The 24427-nt window shown below is 34.8% G+C and carries 20 protein-coding genes and 2 riboswitches; of the genes, 16 read left to right on the top strand and 4 right to left on the bottom strand.

Translation table 11 applies throughout. The annotated features are described in order from the left end of the window. Positions 1-76 precede the first annotated feature (76 nt). The 3 genes from ACNO7W_RS08145 to ACNO7W_RS08135 all read left to right on the top strand — a co-directional run bounded on the left by ACNO7W_RS08145 (position 77) and on the right by ACNO7W_RS08135 (position 3887). Positions 77-679: a DNA-3-methyladenine glycosylase 2 family protein gene (locus ACNO7W_RS08145; protein ID WP_314897403.1), complete on the top strand. Its 603-nt coding sequence runs from the start codon at positions 77-79 to the stop codon at positions 677-679. Between the two features lie 106 nt (positions 680-785). Then, on the top strand, positions 786-1316 hold the full coding sequence (locus ACNO7W_RS08140; protein WP_039110802.1) for an inorganic diphosphatase: 531 nt from the start codon (positions 786-788) through the stop codon (positions 1314-1316). A gap of 111 nt (positions 1317-1427) precedes the next feature. Beyond that, positions 1428-3887 (top strand): sodium-translocating pyrophosphatase, encoded by a 2460-nt coding sequence (locus tag ACNO7W_RS08135; RefSeq protein WP_417937737.1) that lies wholly within the window; start codon positions 1428-1430, stop codon positions 3885-3887. A 126-nt stretch (positions 3888-4013) separates the two neighbouring features. On the opposite strand, the gene ACNO7W_RS08130 is transcribed toward ACNO7W_RS08135, so the two are convergent. The 4 genes from ACNO7W_RS08130 to metK all read right to left on the bottom strand — a co-directional run bounded on the left by ACNO7W_RS08130 (position 4014) and on the right by metK (position 7421). Beyond that, entirely contained in the window at positions 4014-4415 is a 402-nt protein-coding gene (locus tag ACNO7W_RS08130) for a hypothetical protein (RefSeq protein WP_417937736.1), read from the bottom strand. 193 nt (positions 4416-4608) lie between these two features. Next, positions 4609-5223 (bottom strand): deoxynucleoside kinase, encoded by a 615-nt coding sequence (locus tag ACNO7W_RS08125; RefSeq protein ID WP_143386837.1) that lies wholly within the window; start codon positions 5221-5223, stop codon positions 4609-4611. Beyond that, positions 5223-6014 carry a hypothetical protein gene (locus ACNO7W_RS08120; protein ID WP_417937735.1) on the bottom strand — a complete coding sequence of 264 codons (792 nt, stop codon included), beginning with the start codon at positions 6012-6014 and terminating at the stop codon, positions 5223-5225. Before ACNO7W_RS08120 ends, ACNO7W_RS08125 begins: the two co-directional genes overlap by 1 nt. Positions 6015-6170: 156 nt before the next feature. Beyond that, positions 6171-7421: a methionine adenosyltransferase gene (gene metK, locus ACNO7W_RS08115; protein ID WP_417937734.1), complete on the bottom strand. Its 1251-nt coding sequence runs from the start codon at positions 7419-7421 to the stop codon at positions 6171-6173. A 1356-nt stretch (positions 7422-8777) separates the two neighbouring features. After that, a riboswitch (SAM riboswitch) is annotated at positions 8778-8903 on the top strand. Positions 8904-8981: 78 nt separating this feature from the next. Here metK and ACNO7W_RS08110 point away from each other — a divergent pair. From ACNO7W_RS08110 to ACNO7W_RS08050, 13 genes are all read left to right on the top strand, one after another. Continuing rightward, positions 8982-9944, top strand: coding sequence for an alpha/beta fold hydrolase (locus tag ACNO7W_RS08110; protein ID WP_417937733.1), 963 nt, complete (start codon positions 8982-8984; stop codon positions 9942-9944). Between the two features lie 27 nt (positions 9945-9971). Continuing rightward, the gene (gene thrA, locus ACNO7W_RS08105) at positions 9972-12386 is read left to right on the top strand and encodes a bifunctional aspartate kinase/homoserine dehydrogenase I (protein WP_417937732.1); all 2415 of its coding nucleotides are present in this window, start codon (positions 9972-9974) and stop codon (positions 12384-12386) included. 127 nt (positions 12387-12513) lie between these two features. After that, complete coding sequence (locus ACNO7W_RS08100) at positions 12514-12945, top strand: OsmC family protein (protein WP_417937731.1); 432 nt, start codon at positions 12514-12516, stop codon at positions 12943-12945. 143 nt (positions 12946-13088) lie between these two features. Further along, on the top strand, positions 13089-14261 hold the full coding sequence (locus ACNO7W_RS08095) for a trans-sulfuration enzyme family protein (protein ID WP_417937730.1): 1173 nt from the start codon (positions 13089-13091) through the stop codon (positions 14259-14261). 188 nt (positions 14262-14449) lie between these two features. After that, positions 14450-14860 (top strand): RrF2 family transcriptional regulator, encoded by a 411-nt coding sequence (locus ACNO7W_RS08090; RefSeq protein WP_417937729.1) that lies wholly within the window; start codon positions 14450-14452, stop codon positions 14858-14860. Positions 14861-14979: 119 nt separating this feature from the next. Next, the gene (locus ACNO7W_RS08085) at positions 14980-15879 is read left to right on the top strand and encodes a sulfite exporter TauE/SafE family protein (protein WP_417937728.1); all 900 of its coding nucleotides are present in this window, start codon (positions 14980-14982) and stop codon (positions 15877-15879) included. Between the two features lie 15 nt (positions 15880-15894). After that, positions 15895-16596, top strand: a complete 702-nt coding sequence (locus ACNO7W_RS08080; protein WP_417937727.1) for a phosphoadenylyl-sulfate reductase — start codon at positions 15895-15897, stop codon at positions 16594-16596. 110 nt (positions 16597-16706) lie between these two features. Beyond that, positions 16707-17606, top strand: coding sequence for a sulfate adenylyltransferase subunit CysD (cysD, locus tag ACNO7W_RS08075; RefSeq protein WP_417937726.1), 900 nt, complete (start codon positions 16707-16709; stop codon positions 17604-17606). A gap of 145 nt (positions 17607-17751) precedes the next feature. After that, positions 17752-18996, top strand: coding sequence for a sulfate adenylyltransferase subunit 1 (locus ACNO7W_RS08070; RefSeq protein ID WP_035668363.1), 1245 nt, complete (start codon positions 17752-17754; stop codon positions 18994-18996). Between the two features lie 197 nt (positions 18997-19193). Then, on the top strand, positions 19194-21284 hold the full coding sequence (locus tag ACNO7W_RS08065) for a nitrite reductase (protein ID WP_417937725.1): 2091 nt from the start codon (positions 19194-19196) through the stop codon (positions 21282-21284). Next, entirely contained in the window at positions 21277-22050 is a 774-nt protein-coding gene (gene cobA, locus ACNO7W_RS08060; RefSeq protein WP_417937724.1) for a uroporphyrinogen-III C-methyltransferase, read from the top strand. Before ACNO7W_RS08065 ends, cobA begins: the two co-directional genes overlap by 8 nt. Before the next feature lie 70 nt (positions 22051-22120). Further along, entirely contained in the window at positions 22121-22753 is a 633-nt protein-coding gene (locus ACNO7W_RS08055) for a precorrin-2 dehydrogenase/sirohydrochlorin ferrochelatase family protein (protein ID WP_417937723.1), read from the top strand. Positions 22754-22886: 133 nt separating this feature from the next. Next, positions 22887-23939, top strand: coding sequence for an NAD(P)/FAD-dependent oxidoreductase (locus ACNO7W_RS08050; protein ID WP_417937722.1), 1053 nt, complete (start codon positions 22887-22889; stop codon positions 23937-23939). 224 nt (positions 23940-24163) lie between these two features. Beyond that, positions 24164-24282, top strand: a riboswitch (SAM riboswitch). Positions 24283-24427 lie beyond the last annotated feature (145 nt).

Here is a 24427-nt window from a genome sequence, read left to right as displayed (position 1 = left end):
TATCTCGTTTAAAAAAACGAGATAAAAGGATGCCGTTTTCTCCCGAAATTTCGGGATGGGCTAAAAACATCAGATTATGCAACAAGCCATTGAATATCTTTTAGAAAAAGATACCATTTTCAAAGTGATCATTGAACAATATGGAATGCCAACCATTCCTATAAGGCCTCAAGGATTTGAGACTTTAGTTTTATTGATTTTAGAGCAACAAGTATCTATAGATTCCGCGAAAGCAACTTTTTTAAAGTTAAAATCCAAAGAAAAAAACGTTGAACCTAATGCACTTCTTAATTTATCAGATGAAGAATTTAGGAATCTTGGCGTAAGCCGTCAAAAAACGTCTTATATCAAAGCGTTGTCAACTGCAATACTAAATAAGGATATTGATTTGGAAAGTTTGCCAACCAAAACGGCTCAGCAAGTACGGGAAGAACTCATCAAGATTAAAGGAATAGGGAACTGGACCATCGATATCTATTTAATGTTTTGTCTTCAAGCACCAGATTTGTTACCGCTGGGTGATATTGCCGTAGTAAATACCATAAAAGAATTGTTGGATATTCACAATAAAGAAGAAATGGAAGTCCATACTATAAAATGGAGTCCGTATCGTTCCGTGGCCACCTATCTTTTGTGGCATCATTATTTGAATAAAAGAAATAGAACGGTGGTTTACTAAAGTGCTGTTTATTAAAATTTAATCGACAGATAACCTGAATTTTTCATTGTTGAAAGGGATTCTTTACTTATTTTTGCACCCATAAATATAGAAACGAAAAACTAAGATGACTGCAGACAAATTAACAACTTTCGATGTCTTAATCGAAATACCAAGAGGAAGTAGAAATAAATACGAATATGATTTCGAAATAAAAAGAATGCGTTTTGACAGAATGTTATTCTCGTCTATGATGTATCCAGCTGACTACGGATTCATTCCTGAAACATTAGCATTAGATGGAGATCCATTAGATGTTTTAGTTTTAGTAAACGAACCAACTTTTCCTGGATGTGTAATGGAAGTAAAACCTATCGGTGTTTTCCATATGGCAGATGATAAAGGACCGGATGAAAAAGTAATCTGTGTACCGGTTTCAGATCCAATTTGGAATTCATTAGAGAACTTATCTGATATTAATCCACACTTGCTAAAAGAAATTGAACATTTTTTCCAAGTTTACAAAGATCTTGAAAACAAGCAAGTTGATGTAGAAGGTTGGGGAGATGTAAATGAAGCGTTTGCCATTATCAAAGAATGTACCGAGCGTTTTAATCAAATTGAGAACAAACCAGAGGGATTATTTAGTATTAAATAATTTTTACCTATAATTTTTACAAAAAAAGCAATATTCCGTTAGGAGTATTGCTTTTTTGTTTAAATTCGTTTTGTTACATTAATAATACTAACCAAAAACCAAAAGAAATTTATGAATACAATAATGATTTACTTGCCAATAGTTATGGCAATTGTAGGACTTCTGTTCATGTGGGTTAAAAGAGCTTGGGTATTAAAACAAGACGCCGGAGATGGTAAGATGGCAGCCATTTCAGATTATATTTACGAAGGTGCATTAGCTTTTCTTAAAGCAGAATATAGGTTATTAGCTTTCTTCGTAGTGGGAGCAAGTATTGTTTTAGCCGGAGTTTCATTTGTGGTTCCTACAACACATATATTAATAGTAGTTGCTTTTATTTTTGGAGCATTTTTCTCCGCTTTGGCTGGAAATATGGGAATGAAAATAGCAACAAAAACAAATGTTAGAACAACGCAAGCCGCACGTACCAGTTTACCGCAAGCCTTAAAAGTTTCCTTTGGCGGTGGAACAGTAATGGGATTAGGAGTTGCGGGTTTAGCAGTTTTAGGTTTAACAACATTCTTTATTTTCTTTTTCCACTTTTTCATGAATGGAACTTGGACTTCAACAGAAGATATGACCATTGTGCTTGAAACATTAGCCGGTTTTTCTCTTGGAGCGGAGTCTATCGCTTTGTTCGCACGTGTTGGTGGCGGGATTTATACAAAAGCTGCTGATGTTGGGGCAGATTTAGTGGGTAAAGTAGAAGCTGGAATTCCAGAAGACGATCCTCGTAATCCTGCTACAATCGCGGATAATGTAGGAGATAATGTGGGTGACGTTGCCGGAATGGGTGCCGATTTATTTGGGTCTTATGTAGCAACAGTTTTGGCGGCTATGGTTCTTGGTAATTATGTTATCAAAGATATGGGTGGGAATATTCAAGATGCTTTTGGCGGAATTGGACCAATCTTATTACCAATGGCAATAGCCGGTTTCGGAATTTTATTTTCTATCATTGGAACAATGTTGGTAAAAATTACAGATGATAATGCCAAAGAGGCGCAGGTTCAAAATGCGTTAAATATAGGAAATTGGGTTTCCATCTTATTGACAGCCGTGGCGTGTTTCTTTTTGGTACAATACATGTTGCCAGAAACCATGAAAATGGATTTCTTCGGAGAAGGGACAAAAGAAGTTTCGTCTATGAGAGTTTTCTATGCCACCATCGTAGGATTAGTGGTAGGTGCCGTTATTTCATCTGTTACAGAATATTATACCGGATTAGGAACAAAACCAGTAATGGCGATTGTGCAAAAATCAAGTACTGGAGCAGGAACAAATGTAATTGCAGGATTAGCGACTGGAATGATTTCTACATTTCCAACGGTTTTATTATTTGCTGCTGCCATTTGGACTTCTTATGCTTTTGCAGGATTTTATGGTGTGGCTTTAGCGGCTTCAGCCATGATGGCAACAACGGCTATGCAATTAGCAATCGATGCTTTTGGACCAATATCGGATAACGCAGGTGGAATTGCTGAAATGAGTGAGTTGCCAAAAGAAGTTCGTACAAGAACGGATATTTTAGATTCTGTTGGAAATACCACTGCTGCAACCGGAAAAGGTTTTGCAATTGCTTCGGCTGCATTAACTTCATTAGCATTATTTGCGGCATATGTAACTTTTACAGGAATAGACGGAATTAATATTTTCAAAGCGCCCGTTTTAGCGATGTTATTTGTAGGTGGAATGATACCCGTAGTTTTCTCTGCTTTAGCGATGAATTCTGTTGGAAAAGCTGCGATGGATATGGTGTATGAAGTACGTCGTCAGTTCAGGGAGATTCCAGGAATTATGGAAGGAACCGGAAAACCGGAATATGCTAAATGTGTTGATATTTCAACCAAAGCCGCTTTACGTGAAATGATGTTGCCTGGAATTTTGACTATCGGTTTTCCAATAGCAATTGTATTACTGGGTAAATTAGTTTATGGAGACAATAACCAGTTAATTGCTGAAATGTTAGGAGGGTATATGGCTGGAGTTACTGTGTCTGGAGTGCTTTGGGCAGTTTTTCAAAACAATGCAGGTGGTGCCTGGGATAATGCCAAGAAATCTTTCGAAGCGGGAGTGTTGATTAACGGTGAAATGACATACAAAGGTTCAGATGCGCATAAAGCAGCAGTTACTGGAGATACAGTTGGGGATCCGTTTAAAGATACTTCGGGGCCTTCTATGAATATTTTGATTAAATTAACTTGTTTGATTGGTCTTGTAATTGCGCCAATTTTAGGCAGCGGAAATCATACGATTTCGGATAGCGCCCCTTGTTGTGCCAATACTGAAATGTGTGCCTCAATGTCTAAAGAAGAGTGTATCGCAAAAGGATGTACAAACAAAACCTGTGAGTATATGAATGCTGCTGCGACAGCAACTAGTGCAGTTTCTAAAGAAGTCTCCATTGAAAAAACTAATGTTGATGGAAAAGTAAAAGCTACGATTAAAACAACGGTAAATGGTAAAGTAGATATTCAGAATTTTGAAGGAACTGATGCAGAAGTTCAGGCAAAAATCGATGCTTTGAAATAATAGATTTTGTTGCTAAAATAGTAAATGCCCTGCAATTGCAAGGCATTTTATTTTTAATACTCATAATGCATTTGTTTTTGGTAAACACCTCATTTAATGTGTGTTACGAATGTGTTTCCGAAATATTCAATAGCCCCAATTACCCCAATTATCACCCAAATCAGAAAGTTCTATAGCTGCAACAACTAAGAGAACAGTCCCTATAGAACCAACGACAATCGCAACATTTCCCATTGTTGTTGCTGTTTTGTCCAGAACACGTATTGTTTTTAAATCACTTTCGGTTAAAGGTATTTTTTCAATTCCACCTCTAGTTTTTATGCGGCCGTAATATATACCGTCAATTTGTTCAATCCTGATAAATTTGAGTTTTATATTGTCAACTTTAACAACTAAAACTTTTCTATCCGCAGTTACAGCCTCGTCTAAAGTTACAGGCGTTTTTTTATAAACGCTACAGCTTTGCAGAATAAGCGCAATAACTAGTAAAAAACAAACAGTTTTGCTTTTTAAATTTTTGAGTCTCATGATTTTTAGATTTTAATTAATAATCAGAAAAACCAATTGATTAGTGTTTTTATGTATGATAAATTAAGGGGAATCAAAATAAATCAATTTCAAGATATATTTTGATGTGAATGCATTGATTTGTAAAGGTATAAAAATTAAAAATATCTCACAGTTGTGAGGCATTTTTAATTTTATGTCTTGTTATTTTATTCTAAAATAATCCATTCAGTTCTGCATTAATCCTATTTAAAATAGTCCCTAAATCTTCAGGATTGTCAACAAAATTAATGTTATCTACATCGATAATTAATAGTTTTCCTTTGTTGTATGTATGAACCCATGCTTCATAACGCTCATTCAAACGACTTAAATAGTCAATAGAAATGGAGTTTTCATATTCGCGACCGCGTTTGTGAATCTGTCCTACTAAATTTGGGATGGAACTTCTTAGGTAAATCAACAAATCAGGTGGTTTTACCAATGATTCCATTAATTCGAAAAGGGTAGAATAATTCTGAAAATCACGATTCGTCATTAAACCCATTGAATAAAGGTTGGGTGCGAAAATATGGGCATCTTCATAAATCGTTCTGTCTTGAATAATTTTTTTACCACTCTCCCGAATTTGCATTACTTGACGAAAACGACTGTTCAAGAAATAAATTTGTAAATTAAAAGACCAACGCTCCATTTGATGATAGAAATCATCTAAATAAGGATTATCGACTACATCTTCAAAATGGGGTTCCCATTTAAAGTGTTTTGCCAATAAGTGTGTCAAAGTTGTTTTTCCTGATCCAATGTTTCCTGCTACTGCTATGTGCATTACGGTATTGTGATTTTATAATTTGTAATTCCTCCTGATGTAAAAATAGATAAAATTTGGTCTTTGTAACCGAATTTTTTAAACGTTTTTTCTAAAATTTCAATTTCGAATTTTTGATTCTTTTCAATGTCTTCAATTGTTAGAATGGAGTTCTTGGAAAAGATAAATTGATTGTCGTTGATGATTTCTATCGAATCAAAATCGGGTGTTTTTCCCTTCTTTGTTATTTTTCCAAAAATGTCACAGGAGAACCAATTGTTTTTATCATCTATCCAATAAAAAGCATTAAAATTTGATTGATAGTATTTTATGCTTTCCGGGAATGAAGTAGAAATGACTTTATAGTCATTTTTTAAATAATCATAAAGTCCAATTTGCTGATTTAAACTGTTGTAAACCCATAATTGGTTTTGAGAAGCTATTCCTATAGCGTTCACAACTATTGGAATTGGGTTTTCTGAGAAGTTTATTTTTTGAGTCTCGTTCAGTTGGTTGTCAAGTAAAATAGCGGTATTAAAATTTTCGTAGAACAAAACAATTTTTAAAGAATTTAGTAAATCTATTTTCGTGATTTTCCCCAAAGTAATGTTTTTGTATTCTAAAGATTCTTTGTCTTTTATTTTAGAAAAGACATTGTTCTTAATCGTATAATAGTAGCCAAATTGATCGTATCCTAAAAATTGATCGGCGTCAATAATTATGTGATTTATCTTCGAAGAAAGTAGTTTTTGGTTTTGTCCGAATGCAATCGAGATTGTAGTGAAGAAGAAGAATAGAATCAGGTTTCTCATAATTCAAGCAAATTACAAAAAAAGCGCAAAACTATTAATTTTTGACTGTTAAGTTAAATTTTTTTTCTGCTTACTATGTTTTTGGATAGTTATTATTACTAAAATTAAAAACCAGCTCAATTGAGCTGGTTTTTAGTATAAATAGAATTATAATTCTTACAATCCGAAAGCCGTTTTTACTTGGTCAACAAAGTCTAATTTTTCCCAAGTAAATAATTCAACAGTAACTGTTTTTTCGTTTCCACCTGGAGCAGAAAAAGTTTTAGTTACCGTTTCTGGAGTACGTCCCATGTGTCCGTAAGCAGCAGTTTCACTGTAAATAGGATTTCTTAATTTCAAACGTTGCTCAATAAAGTAAGGACGCATATCAAAAATGGCTTCTACTTTTTTGGCAATTTCACCATTGGTTAAATTCACTTTTGATGTTCCGTAAGTATCGATAAAAATACCCATCGGTTTTGCAACACCAATTGCATAAGAAACCTGTACTAAAATCTCGTCAGCAACACCTGCTGCAACTAAATTTTTAGCAATATGACGGGTTGCATACGCAGCACTTCTGTCCACTTTACTCGGATCTTTTCCAGAGAATGCACCACCACCGTGAGCACCTTTTCCACCGTAAGTATCTACAATAATTTTTCTTCCTGTAAGCCCAGTATCTCCGTGTGGTCCTCCAATTACGAATTTCCCGGTTGGATTGATATGGTATTGGATTTTATCATTGAATAAATGAGCATGTGCAGGATTTTCAGCAATAATCCTTGGAATTAAAATTTCAACGATGTCTTTTTTGATTTTTGTTAACATTGTAGCTTCTTCGTCAAAATCATCGTGTTGTGTTGAGATTACAATAGCGTCAATACGAGTTGGCTTATTGTCATCGCTATATTCTAAAGTTACTTGAGATTTTGCATCAGGACGCAAATAAGTAATTTCGTTATTTTCACGTCTTAAAATAGCTAATTCCTGCAATAATTTATGAGATAAATCAAGAGCCAATGGCATATAATTTTCTGTTTCATTCGTAGCATAACCAAACATCATTCCTTGGTCACCAGCACCTTGTTCTTCAGGATTTTTTCTGTCAACCCCTTGATTGATATCGGCAGATTGTTCGTGAATGGCAGAAAGGATTCCACAAGAATTGGCTTCAAACATGTATTCGCTTTTAGTGTAACCAATTTTTCTGATTACATCACGAGCGATTTGTTGTACGTCTAAATAGGTGTTTGATTTTACTTCACCAGCCAAAATTACTTGACCAGTAGTTACTAAAGTTTCGCAAGCTACTTTTGAGTCAGCATCAAATGCTAAAAAGTTATCGATTAACGCATCCGAAATTTGATCTGCAATTTTGTCTGGATGTCCTTCGCTTACAGATTCTGACGTAAATAAATAGGCCATAATAATTATTAGTTTAAAATTAAGCGAGAAAAAATAATTGCTGAAAAGGACTAAAGAAGAGTTTCTGCTTTAGCATTTTTCTGCTGAAAAATTTTCAGCATCCATAATGAATTCGTTTCATTATGAAGAGGTTGCAATCAGTTCAAATTTTTCCTCTTGTATTCGGGTGCAAATGTATGAAACCATTTTGAATTGCAAATTAATCTTAACTTTTTTTTGCTGTTAAAATAGTTCCTGCTTTTTTGATCCATAAAAAAGAAAAAAGGGTTCTTCGCCAAAATTAGTGGAAAACCAAATTAGGTTGATTAGAGATGGAAATTAAAGTTTAAATAAGCACCTGTTTTTAAAGGATATTTTGCGACAATTACGAAATCTATTCATTGATTAATAGATGTCTTTTTTTTGAATTCCACTAATTTAGGCGAAGAACCAAGAAAAGATTTGATTGAATTTTTTTAAATTTTATTTGGAAAATTCAAAAACAATTAGCATATTTGCTATAAGAAAAAAACAAAGATGAAATTTAATGTGTGCAATATGTCAAAAGCCATTCAGGAAGTATCCTGCGGGTCGCTTGTTGCTTAAATTTAAATTAAAAATTTATATAGCAAAAGCCTCCCGGATAACGGGAGGCTTTTTTTTTGAAATGCATCGGTTGTAATTTTTTAAACATAAAAAAACAAGAATAAAATGAATACGTTAAATCAACAGAAAACAAATAATTCCAAGGTCAAAAATAGGTTTTGCGCCAATGCCATTATGTGTATTCATGTCTGTTGATTCCAAAAGTATAAGTTTATAACACAACTTAAAACCCTTTTGGATACCTATCTAAAAGGGTTTTTTCATTTATTCTGAATTTGTTTCAGAACCTAATTCACAAAAAGAAAAATAATAATAGCTAATATCTTAAAATTATGAGAGCATTAAAATATTTCCCAAGGACCTTTCGGTTGCTAAAAAACTTTAGTTTCAGGAACAAAACAGAAAACAGTAACGATTCAAAAAACGAATTGATTCATCCAAGATTTGAAGTGTCAAAAAACGATCCTTTAGCGCAAAAGATGGTGCCAAATTCTTTGCTTTTTCTAATGTATTCAAAGGAAAATGAAGAACTTTTTATTTAAAAAATCGAATTGTAATATCGGTTTTGATTCCGTGAGACTGTTGGTCGACGTTGTTATTTCGGCGAAGGATAAAATCCACATAATGGGGGCATTCCTTCGTCGTAAAAACAATTGCGAGTTGTTTTTTAGATTGTTTTTCAATGAAACAATTAGAATCAATTCTCATAAAATTTGGTTGTTAAAAAAAATAGTAGTTAATTTGTGCCTTTAAGTTCAAAAACGTATTGAAATGTTATAAAGAAAGGCAGAGGGATTAGACCCGATGAAGCCTTAGCAACCCTTCGGTAAATCGAAGAAGGTGCTGCATTCTACCTTTGTTCTGAATTTGTTTCAGAAACTAAAGGAAAGATAACACTAAGAATTCTTCTAGTTTACTTCTAGCTTTCTTTCTAATATTTCCAGACACAAATCAAAAATCATAAAAGATTTGAAATTGGAAAATAAACCAACACCTATTACATTACAAAATTTCACCACCGAAAGTGGGGCTTTTTATGCTGCCTTAAACTTAAGTTTTCAAGTTTTTGGACCAGCTTTACATACGGCTCCAATAGTTTTGGTAAATCACGCATTGACCGGAAATTCCCAAGTTATTGGTGAAAATGGGTGGTGGAATAGTCTAATTGGCGAAAACAAAACAATCGACACCAATAAATACAGCATATTGGCTTTCAACGTTCCTGGAAATGGTTACGATGAAATCATAATAGAAAATTACTTGGATTTTAATGCAAGAGATATTGCCAGAATTTTTATTCAAGGCATTCATTTCCTTAAAATCAAACAACTGTACGCTATTATTGGCGGTTCAGTAGGTGGCGGAATTGCTTGGGAAATAGCGGCTTTGGAGCCCAAAATCACACAACATTTAATCCCTATCGCAACGGATTGGAAATCGACAGATTGGTTGATTGCCAATTGCTTTTTGCAGGAGCAAATTCTGAATAATTCTTCGAAACCTATTGAAGATGCAAGAATTCATGCGATGCTTTGTTATCGAACTCCAGAATCGTTGAAGGCAAAATTTCAGAGAACCACGAATGAGGAATTAGCTATTTTTAATATAGAAAGCTGGTTGTGTCATCACGGTGAAAAACTCCAAAAACGATTCCAACTTTCATCTTATAAAATGATGAATCAGTTGTTGAAAACCATAGATATTACCAGAAATAGTGGTTCATTTGAAGAAATTGCATCCAAAATTGAAGCCGATATTCACATCATTGGAATCGATTCAGACTTGTTTTTTACGGTAAATGAAAATAGAGCAACCTATCAGGAATTAAAAAAACATAAAAATAATGTCACCTATCAAGAAATTGTTTCCATTCACGGACACGATGCTTTTTTGATAGAATACAAACAATTAGACAATTTGCTTGCCTCCATTTTTTAGGGGCAACACCATATAAAAACATACACAATGAAAATATTAAAATTTGGAGGTAAATCTTTATCGAATGGCGAGGGAATAAACAAAGTAGTCGCTATTATTACGGATAAAGTAAATCAAGGAGAAAAAATTGCTATAGTAGTTTCGGCAAGAGGAAATGCTACAGATGAACTAGAAGAAATTTTAGGAGTTGCTTCTAAAAACGGGAATTATAAACCGCTATTTGATGACTTCAAAAAATACCAACAAGACGATTATCAGGACGTAGACTTGTCGGAAGAATTTAATGTTTTGGAAAAACTTTTTGAAGGCGTAAGTTTAATAGGTGATTACAGTAATAAAATTAAAGATCAAGTGCTGTCAAAAGGAGAGTTGCTTTCTGCAAAATTACTGACGGCTATTTTAATCAAAAATGGAGTAAATGCACGTTTTGCAGATACCAGAGAATTGATTAAAACCGATTCTAAATTTGGAGATGCACAACCTTTGGAACAAATTTCGAAGAAAAATGTCATCAATTATTTTAAACAAAATAACGGAACTACAGTAAATATTGTTACTGGTTTCATAGGTTCAAACAGTAAGAACGACACCACAACTTTAGGAAGAAACGGTAGTAATTACACCGCTTCATTGATTGCCAATTATATTGATGCGGAAGAGCTTCAGAATTATACGCATGTTGACGGAATTTATACCGCTAACCCGGATTTAGTTCCTGATGCTAAAAAAATAGACCATTTGACTTTTAATGAGGCGAATGAATTGGCTAATTTTGGAGCAACAATACTTCACGCCAAAACGATTATTCCTTTATTGGAAAAAAACATTCCGCTTCGTATTTTAAATACATTCAATCACGAAAATAAAGGGACATTAATCACTTCAAATTCAAATGCAGCTGGGATTAAAACGCTTTCAGTTCTTGAAAATGTGTCGTTGGTAAATCTGGAAGGAAGAGGATTACTTGGAAAAACTGGCGTTGATGCCCGTATTTTTAGAGTGATGGGTGATAATGATATTAGTGTTAGTATCATTTCTCAAGGTTCGTCAGAAAGAGGAATTGGATTGGTTGTTGATGCTGATAAAGCGACCAAAGCAATGATTGAATTAGAGAAAGAATTCGAGAATGATTTCTATTCAAAAGATGTGAATAAAATCACGGTAACTGATAATGTTTCGGTGATTTCTATCATTGGTCAGGATTTGAGTACGTTCCATAAGCCATACACGGCATTGATAAAAAATAAAATTGTCCCTATACTTTTCAATAATACCGTTACGGGTAAAAACGTGAGTTTGGTTGTGAAAAAATCGCAACTTCACAAAGCATTAAATGTGATTCACGGAGAGATTTTTGGAGTTTCTAAGAAAATTAATATTGCCATTTTTGGACATGGGTTAGTAGGTGGAACTTTGATTAACCAAATACTGGAATCAGCAGCAACTATTGAGAAAAGAAAAGATATAAAACTGAATGTTTTTGCCATCGCAAATTCTAAAAATGTGCTTTTAAATAAAAATAGCGTCACTCCAAATTGGAAAAATGAAATCCAGAATAATGGGTTTTCGTACAAAATTGATGATGTTATCGCTTACGCAAATGAGCATCACTTAGAGAATTTAATTGCTATTGATAACACGGCAAGTGCTGCATTTGTAGAAAATTATATTCCTTTGATAGAGAATGGTTTCGATTTGATTTCTTCTAATAAAGTAGCGAATACATTAAGCTATAGCTTTTATAAAAAATTGAGAAAAATATTGGCGGATAATCAAAAGAGTTATTTGTATGAAACCAATGTTGGAGCGGGATTACCACTGATTGATACGATAAAATTATTGCATCTTTCAGGAGAAAATATCACGAAGATTAAAGGAGTTTTTTCGGGGACATTGAGTTATTTGTTCAATAATTTTTCTGCAAAACAGGCTCCATTTAGTGAAATATTGAAAGAAGCAATTGATAATGGATATACCGAACCGGATCCAAGAGAAGATTTGTGTGGGAATGACGTCGGTAGAAAATTACTAATTTTGGCAAGAGAATTAGATTTACAAAATGAATTTGAAGAAATTAATATTCAGAATTTAATTCCGGAACATTTACGTGAAGGTGATGTTTCTGATTTTCTTAATAAATTGAAGGAATTTGATCCTATTTATGATAAAATCAAAAGCGAACAAAAACCAAATCACGTGTTGCGATACATAGGTGAATTATCAGGTGATTTGCAAAACGACAAAGGAAATCTAGAAGTGAAATTAGTTTCTGTACCTTCGGATACCGCTTTGGGTGGATTGAAAGGTTCGGATTCTTTCTTCGAAATTTACACCGAATCGTATGGTGACAGACCAATTGTAATTCAGGGTGCAGGTGCAGGTTCGGCAGTTACGGCGAGAGGTGTTTTTGGGGATATTTTGAGATTGTCGGATAAAGGGTAAAATAGTGTTTAGTATTCAGTCCCGACATTTCGGGATGAGTGTTCAGATAAAAAAATAAACAGTAACAATTCTCCAGTTTGGGCTCCCTCTCCTTTGGAGAGGGTCGGGGAGAGGAAAATAGATAACAATGAAAATAACATTAGAAAGAGTAAACGACAACTTCCACTTTGAATTAAAAAACGAGCGTGGTCACTTAGTAAATGTAGATAGCCGACCAGAATTTGGCGGAAATGATATGGGTGCTAGCCCAATGGAATTGGTATTGATGGGTGTTGCGGGTTGCAGCGCCATTGATATGATTTCGATACTTAAAAAACAAAGACAAGAAATAACATCTTTCAAAGCTGAGGTTGAAGGCGAGCGTCTACAAGTAGGAGAAGCAAAACCTTTCAAGGAAATTATGGTAGTTTTCTTTTTGGAAGGACCTATAAATGAAGAAAAAGCGGCAAGGGCGGCACAACTTTCTTTTGAAAAATACTGTTCGGTTTCAAAAACATTGGAACCAACAGCAACTGTACATTATAAAGTAGTTTTGAATGGTAATCAATTAGACAAATAGAATATTCTACTCTAACAGAAATAAAATAGAACACAGATTAGACAGATTAAACAGATCCACACGGATTGTTTAGTTTGTTTGTGAAATTTAAAACAATATGAATTCGTGTAAATTCGTGCAATTCGTGTTAAACTTTAGAAAATATGAACGAACAAGATTTTGGTTTTGAAACCCAAGCCATCCGTACGCAAATAGAAAGATCACAATATTTAGAGCATTCTGTGCCTTTGTATTTATCATCCAGTTTTGTATTTGAAGATGCCGAAGACATGCGTGCCTCTTTTACAGAAGAAAAAGAACGCAATATTTACAGTCGTTTCAGCAATCCTAACACAACTGAGTTTGTAGAGAAAATTTGTAAAATGGAAGGTGCCGAAGCCGGTTATGCTTTTGCAACAGGAATGGCTGCGGTATATTCTACTTTTGCAGCTTTGTTGAATTCAGGGGATCATATTGTTTCTGCAGGTAGCGTTTTTGGTTCTACACACGCTTTGTTTATGACTTATTTTCCAAAATGGAATATCGAAACCTCGTATTTTGATATTAATAAACCAGAAACTATTGAGAGTTTCATTAAACCAAATACAAAAATATTGTATGCCGAATCGCCTACGAATCCTGCGGTAGATATTATTGACTTGGAATTATTGGGAGCAATTGCCAAGAAATACAATTTGATTTTAATCATCGACAATTGTTTTGCAACACCTTATATTCAACAACCTATAAAATGGGGAGCGCATTTAGTGGTGCATTCAGCTACCAAATTAATTGATGGACAAGGAAGAGTTTTGGGCGGAGTTACAGTAGGAAGCGAAGATTTGATTCGTCAAATTTATTTATTCTCCAGAAATACCGGACCTGCGTTATCTCCATTTAACGCTTGGGTATTGTCTAAAAGTTTGGAAACATTGGCAGTTCGTGTCGAAAAACACTGCGAAAATGCCTTGAAAGTGGCTGAGTTTTTAGAAAGCCATCCAAATGTGAATAGTGTGAAATATCCATTCTTGAAATCCCATCCGAAATACGACATTGCCAAAAAACAAATGAGTTTGGGAGGTAATATTATTGCGTTTGAAATCAAAGGCGGTATAGATGCAGGGCGACAATTTTTGGATAAAATAAAACTCTGTTCGTTATCGGCAAACATTGGAGATACCAGGACCATCGTGACGCATCCGGCATCTACAACGCACAGTAAATTATCAGTTGATGAAAAATTATCAGTTGGAATCACTGAAGGATTGGTACGTGTTTCTGTTGGATTGGAAACTGTGAAAGATGTTATTGCTGATTTAGAGCAAGCGCTTTCGTAAATTTTTTGAATGAAGATTAACGATTTTAGATTGCAGATTTAAGATGCATCAAAAATCGTTAATCTCCATTCACTATTCTTAAATCAAAAAGTATATTTTTGTTGTTGTAAAAAAAGGTGTGATGATTTCAGATTTGTAAACCATCAAAAATCAACAATCGTTAATCAACAATCTTAAATCACTTCAACATGCTTTCAAAAAAGACTAAATACGGAATAAAAGCTTTATCATTTTTGGCGCGCCAGGAGAACCAAACCCCGGTTCCAATTGCGGATATAGCAAAAAGTGAAAATATTTCGATAAAATTTTTAGAAAGTATTTTACTGTTATTACGCTATTCTGGTTTTTTGGGGGCCAAAAAAGGAAAAGGTGGTGGTTATTATCTGATTAAAGAGCCAAAAGATATAAATATGGCTCATGTGTATCGCATTCTTGAAGGACCTATAGCGCTATTGCCTTGTGTGAGTCATAACTTTTATGAAAAATGTGATGACTGTATTGATGAGGCAAATTGTTCGGTTCATAAGCTAATGACTGAGGTACGGGACAATACACTCATGATATTGGAAAACAATTCATTAGCAGATATTACATTTTAACAAACATTTTTTTAAAATAAGTTTTGTAGTTAAACAAAATGTATTATTTTTGCACTTTAATCTACCATTCCGATAGGGTAATGGATTTAAAATAAATTAATAGTTGAATTATAAAAGACATGAGTAAACTGAAAGAAAATAATGTGGCTGTAAAAACCGAAGTAACATTCAAAGAACGTTTGTGGGTTGTTATTCCAGTTACTTTATTGATAGGATTGATATCTACATTAGTGTATAACCACCACGCTGAATTTTCCTGGAATGGTTTTGTGGGTGGGTTTAATCAGGAATTTTTAATCTTTTTCTCTATTGGAATCTTTGCACAATTGGTGGATGGAACTTTAGGAATGGGTTATGGAGCGACATCAACTTCTTTTTTATTGGCTTATGGAATTCCTCCTGCAATCAGTAGTACAGGGGTTCACGTTGCCGAAATGTTTACGACGGGAGCCTCTGCGATTTCTCATCATAGATTTGGAAATATTAATAAAAAACTGGTTAAACATCTATTAATTCCTGGTGTATTAGGTTCTATAGCTGGAGCTTATTTGTTGTCGGATGTGATTGATGGGGATGCGATAAAACCTTTTATTGCGGTTTATATGATCGCTTTGGCTGTTATAATTATCAGAAAAGCAATGCAAAAAAACATCATTAAAAAGAAAACGAAACGCCTCGGTATTTTGGCTTCTTTTGGAGGTTTTATGGATGCTGTTGGTGGTGGTGGCTGGGGGCCAATTGTCACTTCTACATTATTAGGACGTGGTCGAAATCCTAGATATACTATCGGTTCTGTGAACGCTGCCGAGTTTGCGGTTTCTTTTGCAAGTGGAATAACATTTATGATTTTTGGAGGAATACAAGGATGGCAAGTGATTATAGGTTTGATTTTAGGTGGTGTTATTGCTGCGCCAATTGCTGCTTTATTAGTCAATAAAATCAAAAGAAAACCCATGATGATTTTGGTAGGTGTCTTAATTATCATTTTGAGTTTAAGAACCTTGTCGAAATTATTATAAAAGATAAAAGGAATTATGAGCACAGAAATAGTACACGCTTTATTAGATAAAACAAAAGATTTTTCCATTGAGGAAACGCTTGCATTTTTAGCTAATGAATACAAGGATAAAGTTGTTTTTTCTACTTCTTTCGGTCAGGAAGATCAAGTGATAACGGCTTTAATTGCAAAAAATGATTTGCCGATTACCATTTTTACTTTGGACACCGGAAGATTGTTTCAGGAAACGTATGATGTTTTTCATAAGACATTGAAAAAGTATAAAATAGACATTAAAACCTATTTTCCTGAAGCTAGTGCGGTGGAAGAATTAGTAAATAAAAAAGGTCCAAACAGTTTCTACGAATCGGTTGAGAATAGAAAAGAATGTTGTTTTATTCGAAAAGTGGCGCCGTTGACTAAAGCATTAAAAGGAAATGAAATTTGGATTACCGGTTTACGTGCTGAGCAATCAGAAAATAGAAATGATTTGGCAGCCTTTGAATACGATGCCCATTTTAATATCATCAAATTTAATCCATTGTTGAAATGGACTTTGGCCGAAGTTCAAAAATATATTGATGATAATAATGTGCCACAAAATGCATTGCACAAAAAAGGATTTGTAAGCATTGGTTGCGCACCTTGTACGAGAGCCATAGCCGAAGGAGAAGATATCAGGGCGGGAAGATGGTCATGGGAATCGAGTCATAAAGAATGTGGTTTGCATCAGAAATAGAAGAAAGAGGTTAGAATAAAGAGAATAGAAAATAATAATAATAGTTGCAAGATTTTAGTTTAGGTCACAACAACCTTAAACTTTAAACTTTAAACTTTTAAACTAAAAAGATGAGTACGATATTAAAAACAAACGCTTTAGAAAGCGAAGCGATATACATTTTTAGAGAAGTAATTTCTCAATTTGACAAACCAGTTTTGCTTTTCTCTGGTGGAAAAGATTCAATTACATTGGTACGTTTAGCACAGAAAGCATTTTTTCCTGCAAAAATTCCTTTTCCATTGTTACACGTAGATACAGGACATAACTTTCCTGAAACTATTGAGTTTAGAGATAGATTGGTGGCTGAATTAGGATTGGAATTAATCGTTCGTAATGTTCAGGATGCTATTGACGAAGGGAAAGTGGTGGAAGAAACGGGTAAATATTCAAGCAGAAACAGTTTGCAAACGATAACGCTTCTAGATGCTATTGAAGAATTCAAATTTGATGCTTGTATTGGTGGTGCCCGTCGTGATGAAGAAAAAGCAAGAGCCAAAGAACGTATTTTCTCGGTTCGTGATGATTTTGGTCAATGGGACGAAAAAAATCAGCGTCCTGAATTATTTGATCTTCTTAATGGAAAAATTGAAAACGGTCAAAACGTTCGTGTTTTTCCAATTTCGAACTGGACCGAATTAGATGTTTGGAGTTATATTGAAGAAGAGCAAATCGAAATCCCATCTATTTACTTTTCACACAAGCGTAAAGTGTTCTTGAGAGATGGTATGATTTGGTCACATTCTCCATTTGTGTTTCAAGAAGAAGACGAAGAAATCGAAGAGAGAATTGTTCGTTTTAGAACTGTTGGGGATATGAGTTGTACTGCTGCTGTTGATTCTTATGCAGCAACTATTCAAGAAGTGGTTGGTGAAATTAGATCTTCAACTATTTCTGAAAGAGGAGCCAGAATTGATGACAAACGTTCTGAAGCTGCGATGGAAAAAAGAAAACAACAAGGATACTTTTAGGAGATTGTATAATGTAAAAATTGTATAATGTAAAAACTGTATTTTGTGATTGAATTTACAAAGTACATTATACAAAATGCAATTTTACAACAGCATACAGTTTACAAAATACAATTTTACAATATACATTATACAATTTCAGAATATGGAAGTTTTAAAAATAGCAACAGCAGGAAGTGTAGATGACGGAAAAAGTACGTTAATCGGGAGATTATTATACGATACAAAATCGTTGACTACAGATAAGATTGAAGCAATAGAAAAAAGCAGCAAACAAAAAGGATACGATTACTTAGATTTTTCATTGGCTACCGATGGTTTGGTTGCCGAAAGAGAACAAGGAATCACGATTGATGTGGCTCATATTTATTTTTCGACTGCAAAGAAAAGTTACATTATTGCCGATACTCCAGGTCACGTAGAATATACACGTAACATGGTTACCGGAGCTTCAACTTCACAAGTTTCAATTATATTAATTGATGCTCGTAAAGGAGTTATTGAGCAAACCTACCGTCACTTTTTTATCAATAATTTATTGAGAGTAAAAGATGTAATTGTTGCGGTAAACAAAATGGATTTAGTTGATTATTCAGAAGAAGTATACAACAAAATCAAAGCAGACTTTCAGGCATTAAATGCAAAAAGTGCTTTCAAAGAACAAAATGTAAGCTACATTCCGCTAAGTGCAATCAATGGTGGTAATGTTGCCGATAAATCGGAGAATATGCCTTGGTACACTGGACAGACGGTTTTGGAGCATTTGGAATCTTTGGAACCAAATGATATCTACGAAAACGGGATCGCACGTTTCCCTGTTCAAACAGTAATCCGACCAAAAACCGAGGAGTATCACGACTTTAGAGGATATGCCGGGAAATTATACGGGAACAATATTAAAGTAGGAGATGCCGTAACGGTACTTCCTTCTTTAACAGAATCTACAGTAACGAATATTCACTTTTTTGACAAGCAATTTGATGAAGCTACTGCAGGTTCGTCTATTACTATCGAATTAGATAATGACATCAATGTAACCAGAGGTGATATGATTGTAAAATCTAATGAACTTCCTAAAATTGAAAAAGACATCACAACAACTGTTTGTTGGATGGACAGTAAAAAATTAGTGGCAGGTGCAAAATATTATGTACAACACAATAGCAATAGAGTTTTGGCGAAAATTGATAGTGTAAAAAACGTAATCGCAACCGATTATTCTGGAACAACTCCAGCGACTCAATTAGCGATAAATGAAATTGGAGAAGTAACCATTAAATTGAGCAAAGCCATTTATTTTGATGCTTACACTGATAATAAATCTAACGGAGCTTTCATCTTAATAGATGCTGCAACCAACACAACAGCAGGAGTTGGTTTTATAAAATAATCCCCACCCCTCCCGAAGTTTCGGGACTCCCCGAAGGGGAGGGAGACATACAGGATAAAAAGTTTTCCAGTAGTAAGGGTTTTGCTTTTACAGTAAGAATATAATAATAATTGAGTTAATATAAAATGTAATAATATTTCCAGTTTCGGCTCCCCCTCCTTCGGAGGGGGCTGGGGGGAGGATAAACATAACTACAGATGCAAAGTTTTAGAAACGAAATAGAAGATCCGATTGTCCAAAAAGACATTATCGATTTAGAAAGAAAAATTGCTTTATTCCGTGATGGAAAAATTGACGACGAGCGTTTCCGCAGCCTTCGTTTGGCCAGAGGAGTTTACGGTCAGCGTCAGGAAGGCGTTCAAATGATTCGTATCAAATTACCTTTCGGGAAAGTGACAAGCGAACAATTGTTGCGTATTACCAAAGTTTCTGATGAATATTCAACAGGACGTTTACACATTACAACCCGTCAGGACATCCAAATTCACTATGTAAGTTTGGACAGAACTCCACAACTTTGGGCAGAATTGGAGAAAGATGATGTTACTTTGAGAGAAGCTTGTGGAAACACCGTGAGAAATATTACGGCTAGTGAAACAGCAGGAATCGATGCAGACGAACCTTTTGATGTGTCGCCTTATGCACACGCGTTGTTTCAATTTTTCTTGAGAAACCCAGTTTGTCAGGAAATGGGACGTAAATTCAAAATATCATTTTCATCTTCGGATAAAGATACCGCTTTGAGTTATTTACACGATTTAGGTTTTATTCCAAAAATTGTAAATGGAGAAAGAGGATTTAAAGTAATGCTAGGTGGTGGATTAGGTTCTCAACCAAGTCATGCTGAATTATTGTCTGAATTTATTCCGGTAAACCAAATTATCCCAACAACCGAAGGGGTTTTGAGAATATTTGACCGTTACGGGGAAAGAGCCAAACGATTGAAAGCACGTATGAAATTCTTAATCAAAGATTTAGGAAGAGACGCGTTTTTACGATTGGTTGAAGAAGAGAAAAAAGCATTGTCATACCAAACCGTTGAAATTGACACGACTGCTTTTGACGGTGGAATTCCAGCTCCTTTATTGGTAGCGCCAAAAGTGGTTATCGAAGACACAGCTGCTTTTGAAGCTTGGAAAAAATCGAATGTGATTCCTCAAAAACAAGCAGGATATGTAGCCATTGGTATCAAAGTGCTTTTAGGGGATTTTTATACGGACAAAGCAAGATTATTGGCGGATTTGATTAAAAATTATGCCGCTAATGAATTGCGTTTTTCTTTAAGACAAAACATTGTTATCCGTCACGTAAAGGAAGAAGATTTAGCATTTTTCTACCAGGAATTAGCTAAACTTGATTTTGTAGCCTTAGGATACGATAGCACTGCAGATATTACCGCCTGTCCGGGAACAGATACTTGTAATTTAGGAATTGCAAGCAGCACTGGAATTGCAGTAGAATTAGAAAGAGTTTTAGAAATAGAATATCCACAATACAGCAACAATCAGGAAATCACAATTAAAATTAGTGGTTGTATGAATGCTTGTGGACAACACAATATGGCTCAAATTGGTTTTCAGGGAATGTCAATCAATTCTGGAAAATTAGTGGCGCCAGCACTTCAAGTGTTATTGGGTGGGGGAAATTTAGGAAACGGAGCAGGAAGATTTTCTGATAAAGTAATCAAAATTCCAAGTAGAAGAGGACCAGATGCGCTGCGTTTTATCTTAAATGATTTTGATGCGAATGCCAACGGACAATCATTCTTGGATTATTATGATGCCAAAGGAGAGAAATATTTCTATGAATTCTTGAAGCCATTAGCAGATTTAACAAACCTTACCGAAGCTGATTTTGTCGATTGGGGAAATGCCGATAACTATGTGAAAGCAGTTGGAGTAGGTGAATGTGCCGGTGTAGTTATTGATTTAGTGGCTACATTACTATTGGAAGCCAAAGATAAATTAACTTTCGCGCAAGAAGCTTTTGAAGATAAAAAATGGGCAGATGCAATTTATTTAGCGTATGCGGGTTTTGTTAACGGTGCTAAAGCGTTATTGCTTGCTGAAAACCAAAAAACGAATCACCACGCTGGAATTATCGATTTATTTGATACTGTTTTTATCGAAAGCAATAAAATCAATTTGAATGCATCTTTCAAAGATTTAGTATATCAAATCAAAGGGAACGAACCTTCTGAAGGATTTGCAAAAAAATACATTCAAGAAGCAGTTTCGTTTTTTGCAAATATTGAGCACTATAGAGCAAAGGATTTAGCTGATGCATAATACAATAGAACCAAAGGTAACTTTAGTAGGTGCGGGTTCCGGCGACCCAGATTTGCTTACTCTGAAAGGAGTAAAAGCACTTGCTGAAGCGAATGTGGTTTTGTATGATGCTTTGGCCAATGAAGAAATAATGAATCACGCCCCAAAAAATGCCCTAAAAATATTTGTGGGTAAAAGAATTGGAGCCCATGAATATTCGCAAGACCAAATCAATCAGTTGATTGTAGATAATGCGCTTACGTATGGAAATGTGGTTCGATTAAAAGGGGGAGATCCATTTATTTTTGGTCGTGGAAGCGAAGAAATAGATTACGCAGAAAGTTTTGGAATCCCTACATTTGTGGTTCCCGGAATTTCATCGGCAATTGCAGTTCCCGCGTATCAAGGAATTTCTTTGACAAAAAGAGGAGTTTCCGAAAGTTTTTGGGTCATAACAGGCACAACATCAGACAGGAATTTGTCGAATGATGTGGCGCTTGCAGCACAATCCTCGGCAACAGTTGTGATTTTGATGGGAATGAGTAAATTATCGCAAATTGTGTCTTTGTTTCAAAAAGAGTCTAAAGGAAAAACTCCGGTTGCGATTATTCAAAACGGGACTACTCCACAAGAAAAAGTGGGAGTTGGAACAATAAATACTATCCAACAAGTTGTGGCGGAGAACAAGTTAAGTTCACCAGCGATTATTGTCATTGGAGAAGTGGTAAAAGAAAGCAATAAATTGAATGGATTTTACGAAGAGTTCTTATCAAAAGAAAGTGTTTAACATAGGACAGTTCCGTAGGAACGACCGATATTGTAAAATCGGATTTTAATCCGATGAAAATAAAAATAAAATGGGAAATAGTAACGAAAGAAGCTCCGCAAAGTCTCCCCTTCCTTTGGAGGGGGCTGGGGGGAGGAACGAATTATATCCAGTATTTTTAAAATTACACAACCTCAATGTGCTTATTGTAGGCGGAGGAAATGTGGGTTTGGAAAAGTTATCGTTTATGCTAAAATCCAGTCCAAATGCAAATGTTGAGGTGGTTGCACCAAAGTTTTTGCCTGAACTGGAAGCGTTGGTTGAAAAGCATCCTTCGGTGAAATTGACTAAAGCCAAGTTCAAGAAAAAAATGTTGAAGAAACGGCACATGGTCATTGCCTGTACTGGTGATTTGAAAGTAAATAAAAGGGTGTATGATTTGTCCAGAAAAAGGTATTTGATATGCAATATTGCAGACACACCGGATTTATGCGATTATTATTTGGGTGGCATTGTAACCAAAGGAAATGTAAAAATAGCCATTTCAACAAACGGTAAATCGCCAACAACAGCCAAAAGATTACGCGAATTTTTTGAAGAAATTATTCCGGACGATATCAATAAAATGGTCGAAAACCTAAATGAATATCGCAAAACGCTGAAAGGAAATTTCGAGGAAAAAGTTAAAAAAATGAATGAAATCACCGAAGCATTGAAGAAGTGATCAGTGTTCGGATAGGGAAAAGTGAATAAAGAGCATAGAATAAAGAGCATAAATAAACAGAAATAACGAACGAAACTCTATCCAGTCTCCCCCTCCTTCGGAGGGGGCTGGGGGGAGGAAAAAATTAAACACAATGGTTAAAACAGACATATTAATTATAGGAGCCGGACCAACAGGTTTATTTGCAGTTTTTGAAGCAGGATTGTTAAAGCTAAAATGTCATATTTTAGATGCGCTGCCACAAGCAGGCGGACAACTTTCAGAATTGTATCCAAAAAAACCTATTTATGATATTCCAGGATTTCCTGAAGTATTAGCGGGTGATTTAGTTGATAATTTGATGGAACAAATCAAACAATTTGAGCCTGGTTTTACGCTGGGCGAACGTGCAGAAACTATAGCAAAACAAGAAGACGGAAGTTTTATCGTAACCTCAAATAAAGGAAAGAAATTTCATGCTTCAGTTGTTGCGATTGCTGGTGGATTAGGAAGTTTTGAACCAAGAAAACCACTTATCGAAGACATCGAATTTTATGAAAATAAAGGAATTAAATACTTTATCAAGAACCCCGAAAAATTCAGGGACAAAAGAGTTGTAATTGCCGGAGGTGGCGATTCTGCTTTAGACTGGAGTATTTTCTTGTCTAATGTAGCTTCTGAAGTAACTTTGATTCACCGTAGAAATGAATTTAGAGGCGCGTTGGATTCTGTAGAAAAAGTGCAGGAATTGAAGAATTTAGGAAAAATAAAAATGATCACGCCAGCAGAAGTAGTAGGATTAAACGGTTACGAACATTTGGAATCTATAGATATTGAGGAGGATGGTGCACACAGAACGATTCCTACTGATTACTTCATTCCGCTTTTTGGATTAACTCCAAAATTAGGTCCTATTGGACATTGGGGATTGGAAATTGAAAAAAATGCAATTAAAGTAAATAATGCATTGGATTATCAAACGAACATTCCGGGAATTTTTGCCATTGGAGACGTAAATACATACCCAGGAAAATTAAAATTGATTCTTTGTGGATTCCACGAAGCGACTTTAATGTGTCAGGCAGCGTACCAAATCATCAATCCAGGAAAGAAATATGTATTGAAATATACTACAGTTTCCGGTGTTGACGGATTTGACGGAAGCCGTAAAGAGGCTCCAAAAGCAGTGGTAAAAGCCATTGTTTAATAATTTAAGATTGTAGATTAACGATTTTTGATTTCAGAATTTGAAAAAAAGACGAAACTATTTTATTTGTCGAGAAAATTGATTTTTAGAATTTATGATGTCATATAAATCTGAAATCAAAAATCGTTAATCATCATTCAAAAATCCTTTTTCAAAAAAACAGCGTTAATACTTGCAATTATTAACGCTATGTCTTTACTTTGCAGTGTTCATATATTTATTGAAAGTTATCACGAAAGGCGGAGGGAAAGACCCGATGAAACCTTAGCAACCCTTTATCTTTAAAGAAGGTGCTACATTCTACTTTATACTGAAATTATTCAGTATTTAAGATAGATAACACAAGAATACTTCTATAGTATTTCTCAAACCTTTTCTTGACAACATTTTAATATTTTTTAGAGCGGATAATTTGGCGCATTTTTTGTGGTTAATGTTCCCGCTTTCCGTTGCAATCTTTTATTTTTTTAAATAAAAAGTAAAAGGAT

The organism is Flavobacterium sp. ZB4R12, from assembly GCF_048276375.1.
In the GTDB taxonomy this organism is placed as follows: domain Bacteria; phylum Bacteroidota; class Bacteroidia; order Flavobacteriales; family Flavobacteriaceae; genus Flavobacterium; species Flavobacterium gawalongense.
The sequence above is the reverse complement of the archived record's forward strand: the minus strand, read 5'-3'. Positions and strand labels throughout refer to the sequence as shown.

Bases quoted from the DNA above. Each gene is read 5' to 3' on its own strand.
- cobA (WP_417937724.1), top strand. From the start codon at position 21,277: ATGCATAATACAATAGAACCAAAGGTAACTTTAGTAGGTGCGGGTTCC.
- ACNO7W_RS08085 (WP_417937728.1), top strand. From the start codon at position 14,980: ATGAGTAAACTGAAAGAAAATAATGTGGCTGTAAAAACCGAAGTAACA.
- ACNO7W_RS08090 (WP_417937729.1), top strand. From the start codon at position 14,450: ATGCTTTCAAAAAAGACTAAATACGGAATAAAAGCTTTATCATTTTTG.
- ACNO7W_RS08140 (WP_039110802.1), top strand. From the start codon at position 786: ATGACTGCAGACAAATTAACAACTTTCGATGTCTTAATCGAAATACCA.
- ACNO7W_RS08135 (WP_417937737.1), top strand. From the start codon at position 1,428: ATGAATACAATAATGATTTACTTGCCAATAGTTATGGCAATTGTAGGA.
- ACNO7W_RS08050 (WP_417937722.1), top strand. From the start codon at position 22,887: ATGGTTAAAACAGACATATTAATTATAGGAGCCGGACCAACAGGTTTA.
- metK (WP_417937734.1), bottom strand. From the start codon at position 7,421: ATGGCCTATTTATTTACGTCAGAATCTGTAAGCGAAGGACATCCAGAC.
- ACNO7W_RS08070 (WP_035668363.1), top strand. From the start codon at position 17,752: ATGGAAGTTTTAAAAATAGCAACAGCAGGAAGTGTAGATGACGGAAAA.
- ACNO7W_RS08095 (WP_417937730.1), top strand. From the start codon at position 13,089: ATGAACGAACAAGATTTTGGTTTTGAAACCCAAGCCATCCGTACGCAA.
- ACNO7W_RS08100 (WP_417937731.1), top strand. From the start codon at position 12,514: ATGAAAATAACATTAGAAAGAGTAAACGACAACTTCCACTTTGAATTA.
- thrA (WP_417937732.1), top strand. From the start codon at position 9,972: ATGAAAATATTAAAATTTGGAGGTAAATCTTTATCGAATGGCGAGGGA.
- ACNO7W_RS08055 (WP_417937723.1), top strand. From the start codon at position 22,121: ATGGGAAATAGTAACGAAAGAAGCTCCGCAAAGTCTCCCCTTCCTTTG.
- ACNO7W_RS08145 (WP_314897403.1), top strand. From the start codon at position 77: ATGCAACAAGCCATTGAATATCTTTTAGAAAAAGATACCATTTTCAAA.
- ACNO7W_RS08130 (WP_417937736.1), bottom strand. From the start codon at position 4,415: ATGAGACTCAAAAATTTAAAAAGCAAAACTGTTTGTTTTTTACTAGTT.
- ACNO7W_RS08120 (WP_417937735.1), bottom strand. From the start codon at position 6,014: ATGAGAAACCTGATTCTATTCTTCTTCTTCACTACAATCTCGATTGCA.
- ACNO7W_RS08080 (WP_417937727.1), top strand. From the start codon at position 15,895: ATGAGCACAGAAATAGTACACGCTTTATTAGATAAAACAAAAGATTTT.
- cysD (WP_417937726.1), top strand. From the start codon at position 16,707: ATGAGTACGATATTAAAAACAAACGCTTTAGAAAGCGAAGCGATATAC.
- ACNO7W_RS08065 (WP_417937725.1), top strand. From the start codon at position 19,194: ATGCAAAGTTTTAGAAACGAAATAGAAGATCCGATTGTCCAAAAAGAC.
- ACNO7W_RS08125 (WP_143386837.1), bottom strand. From the start codon at position 5,223: ATGCACATAGCAGTAGCAGGAAACATTGGATCAGGAAAAACAACTTTG.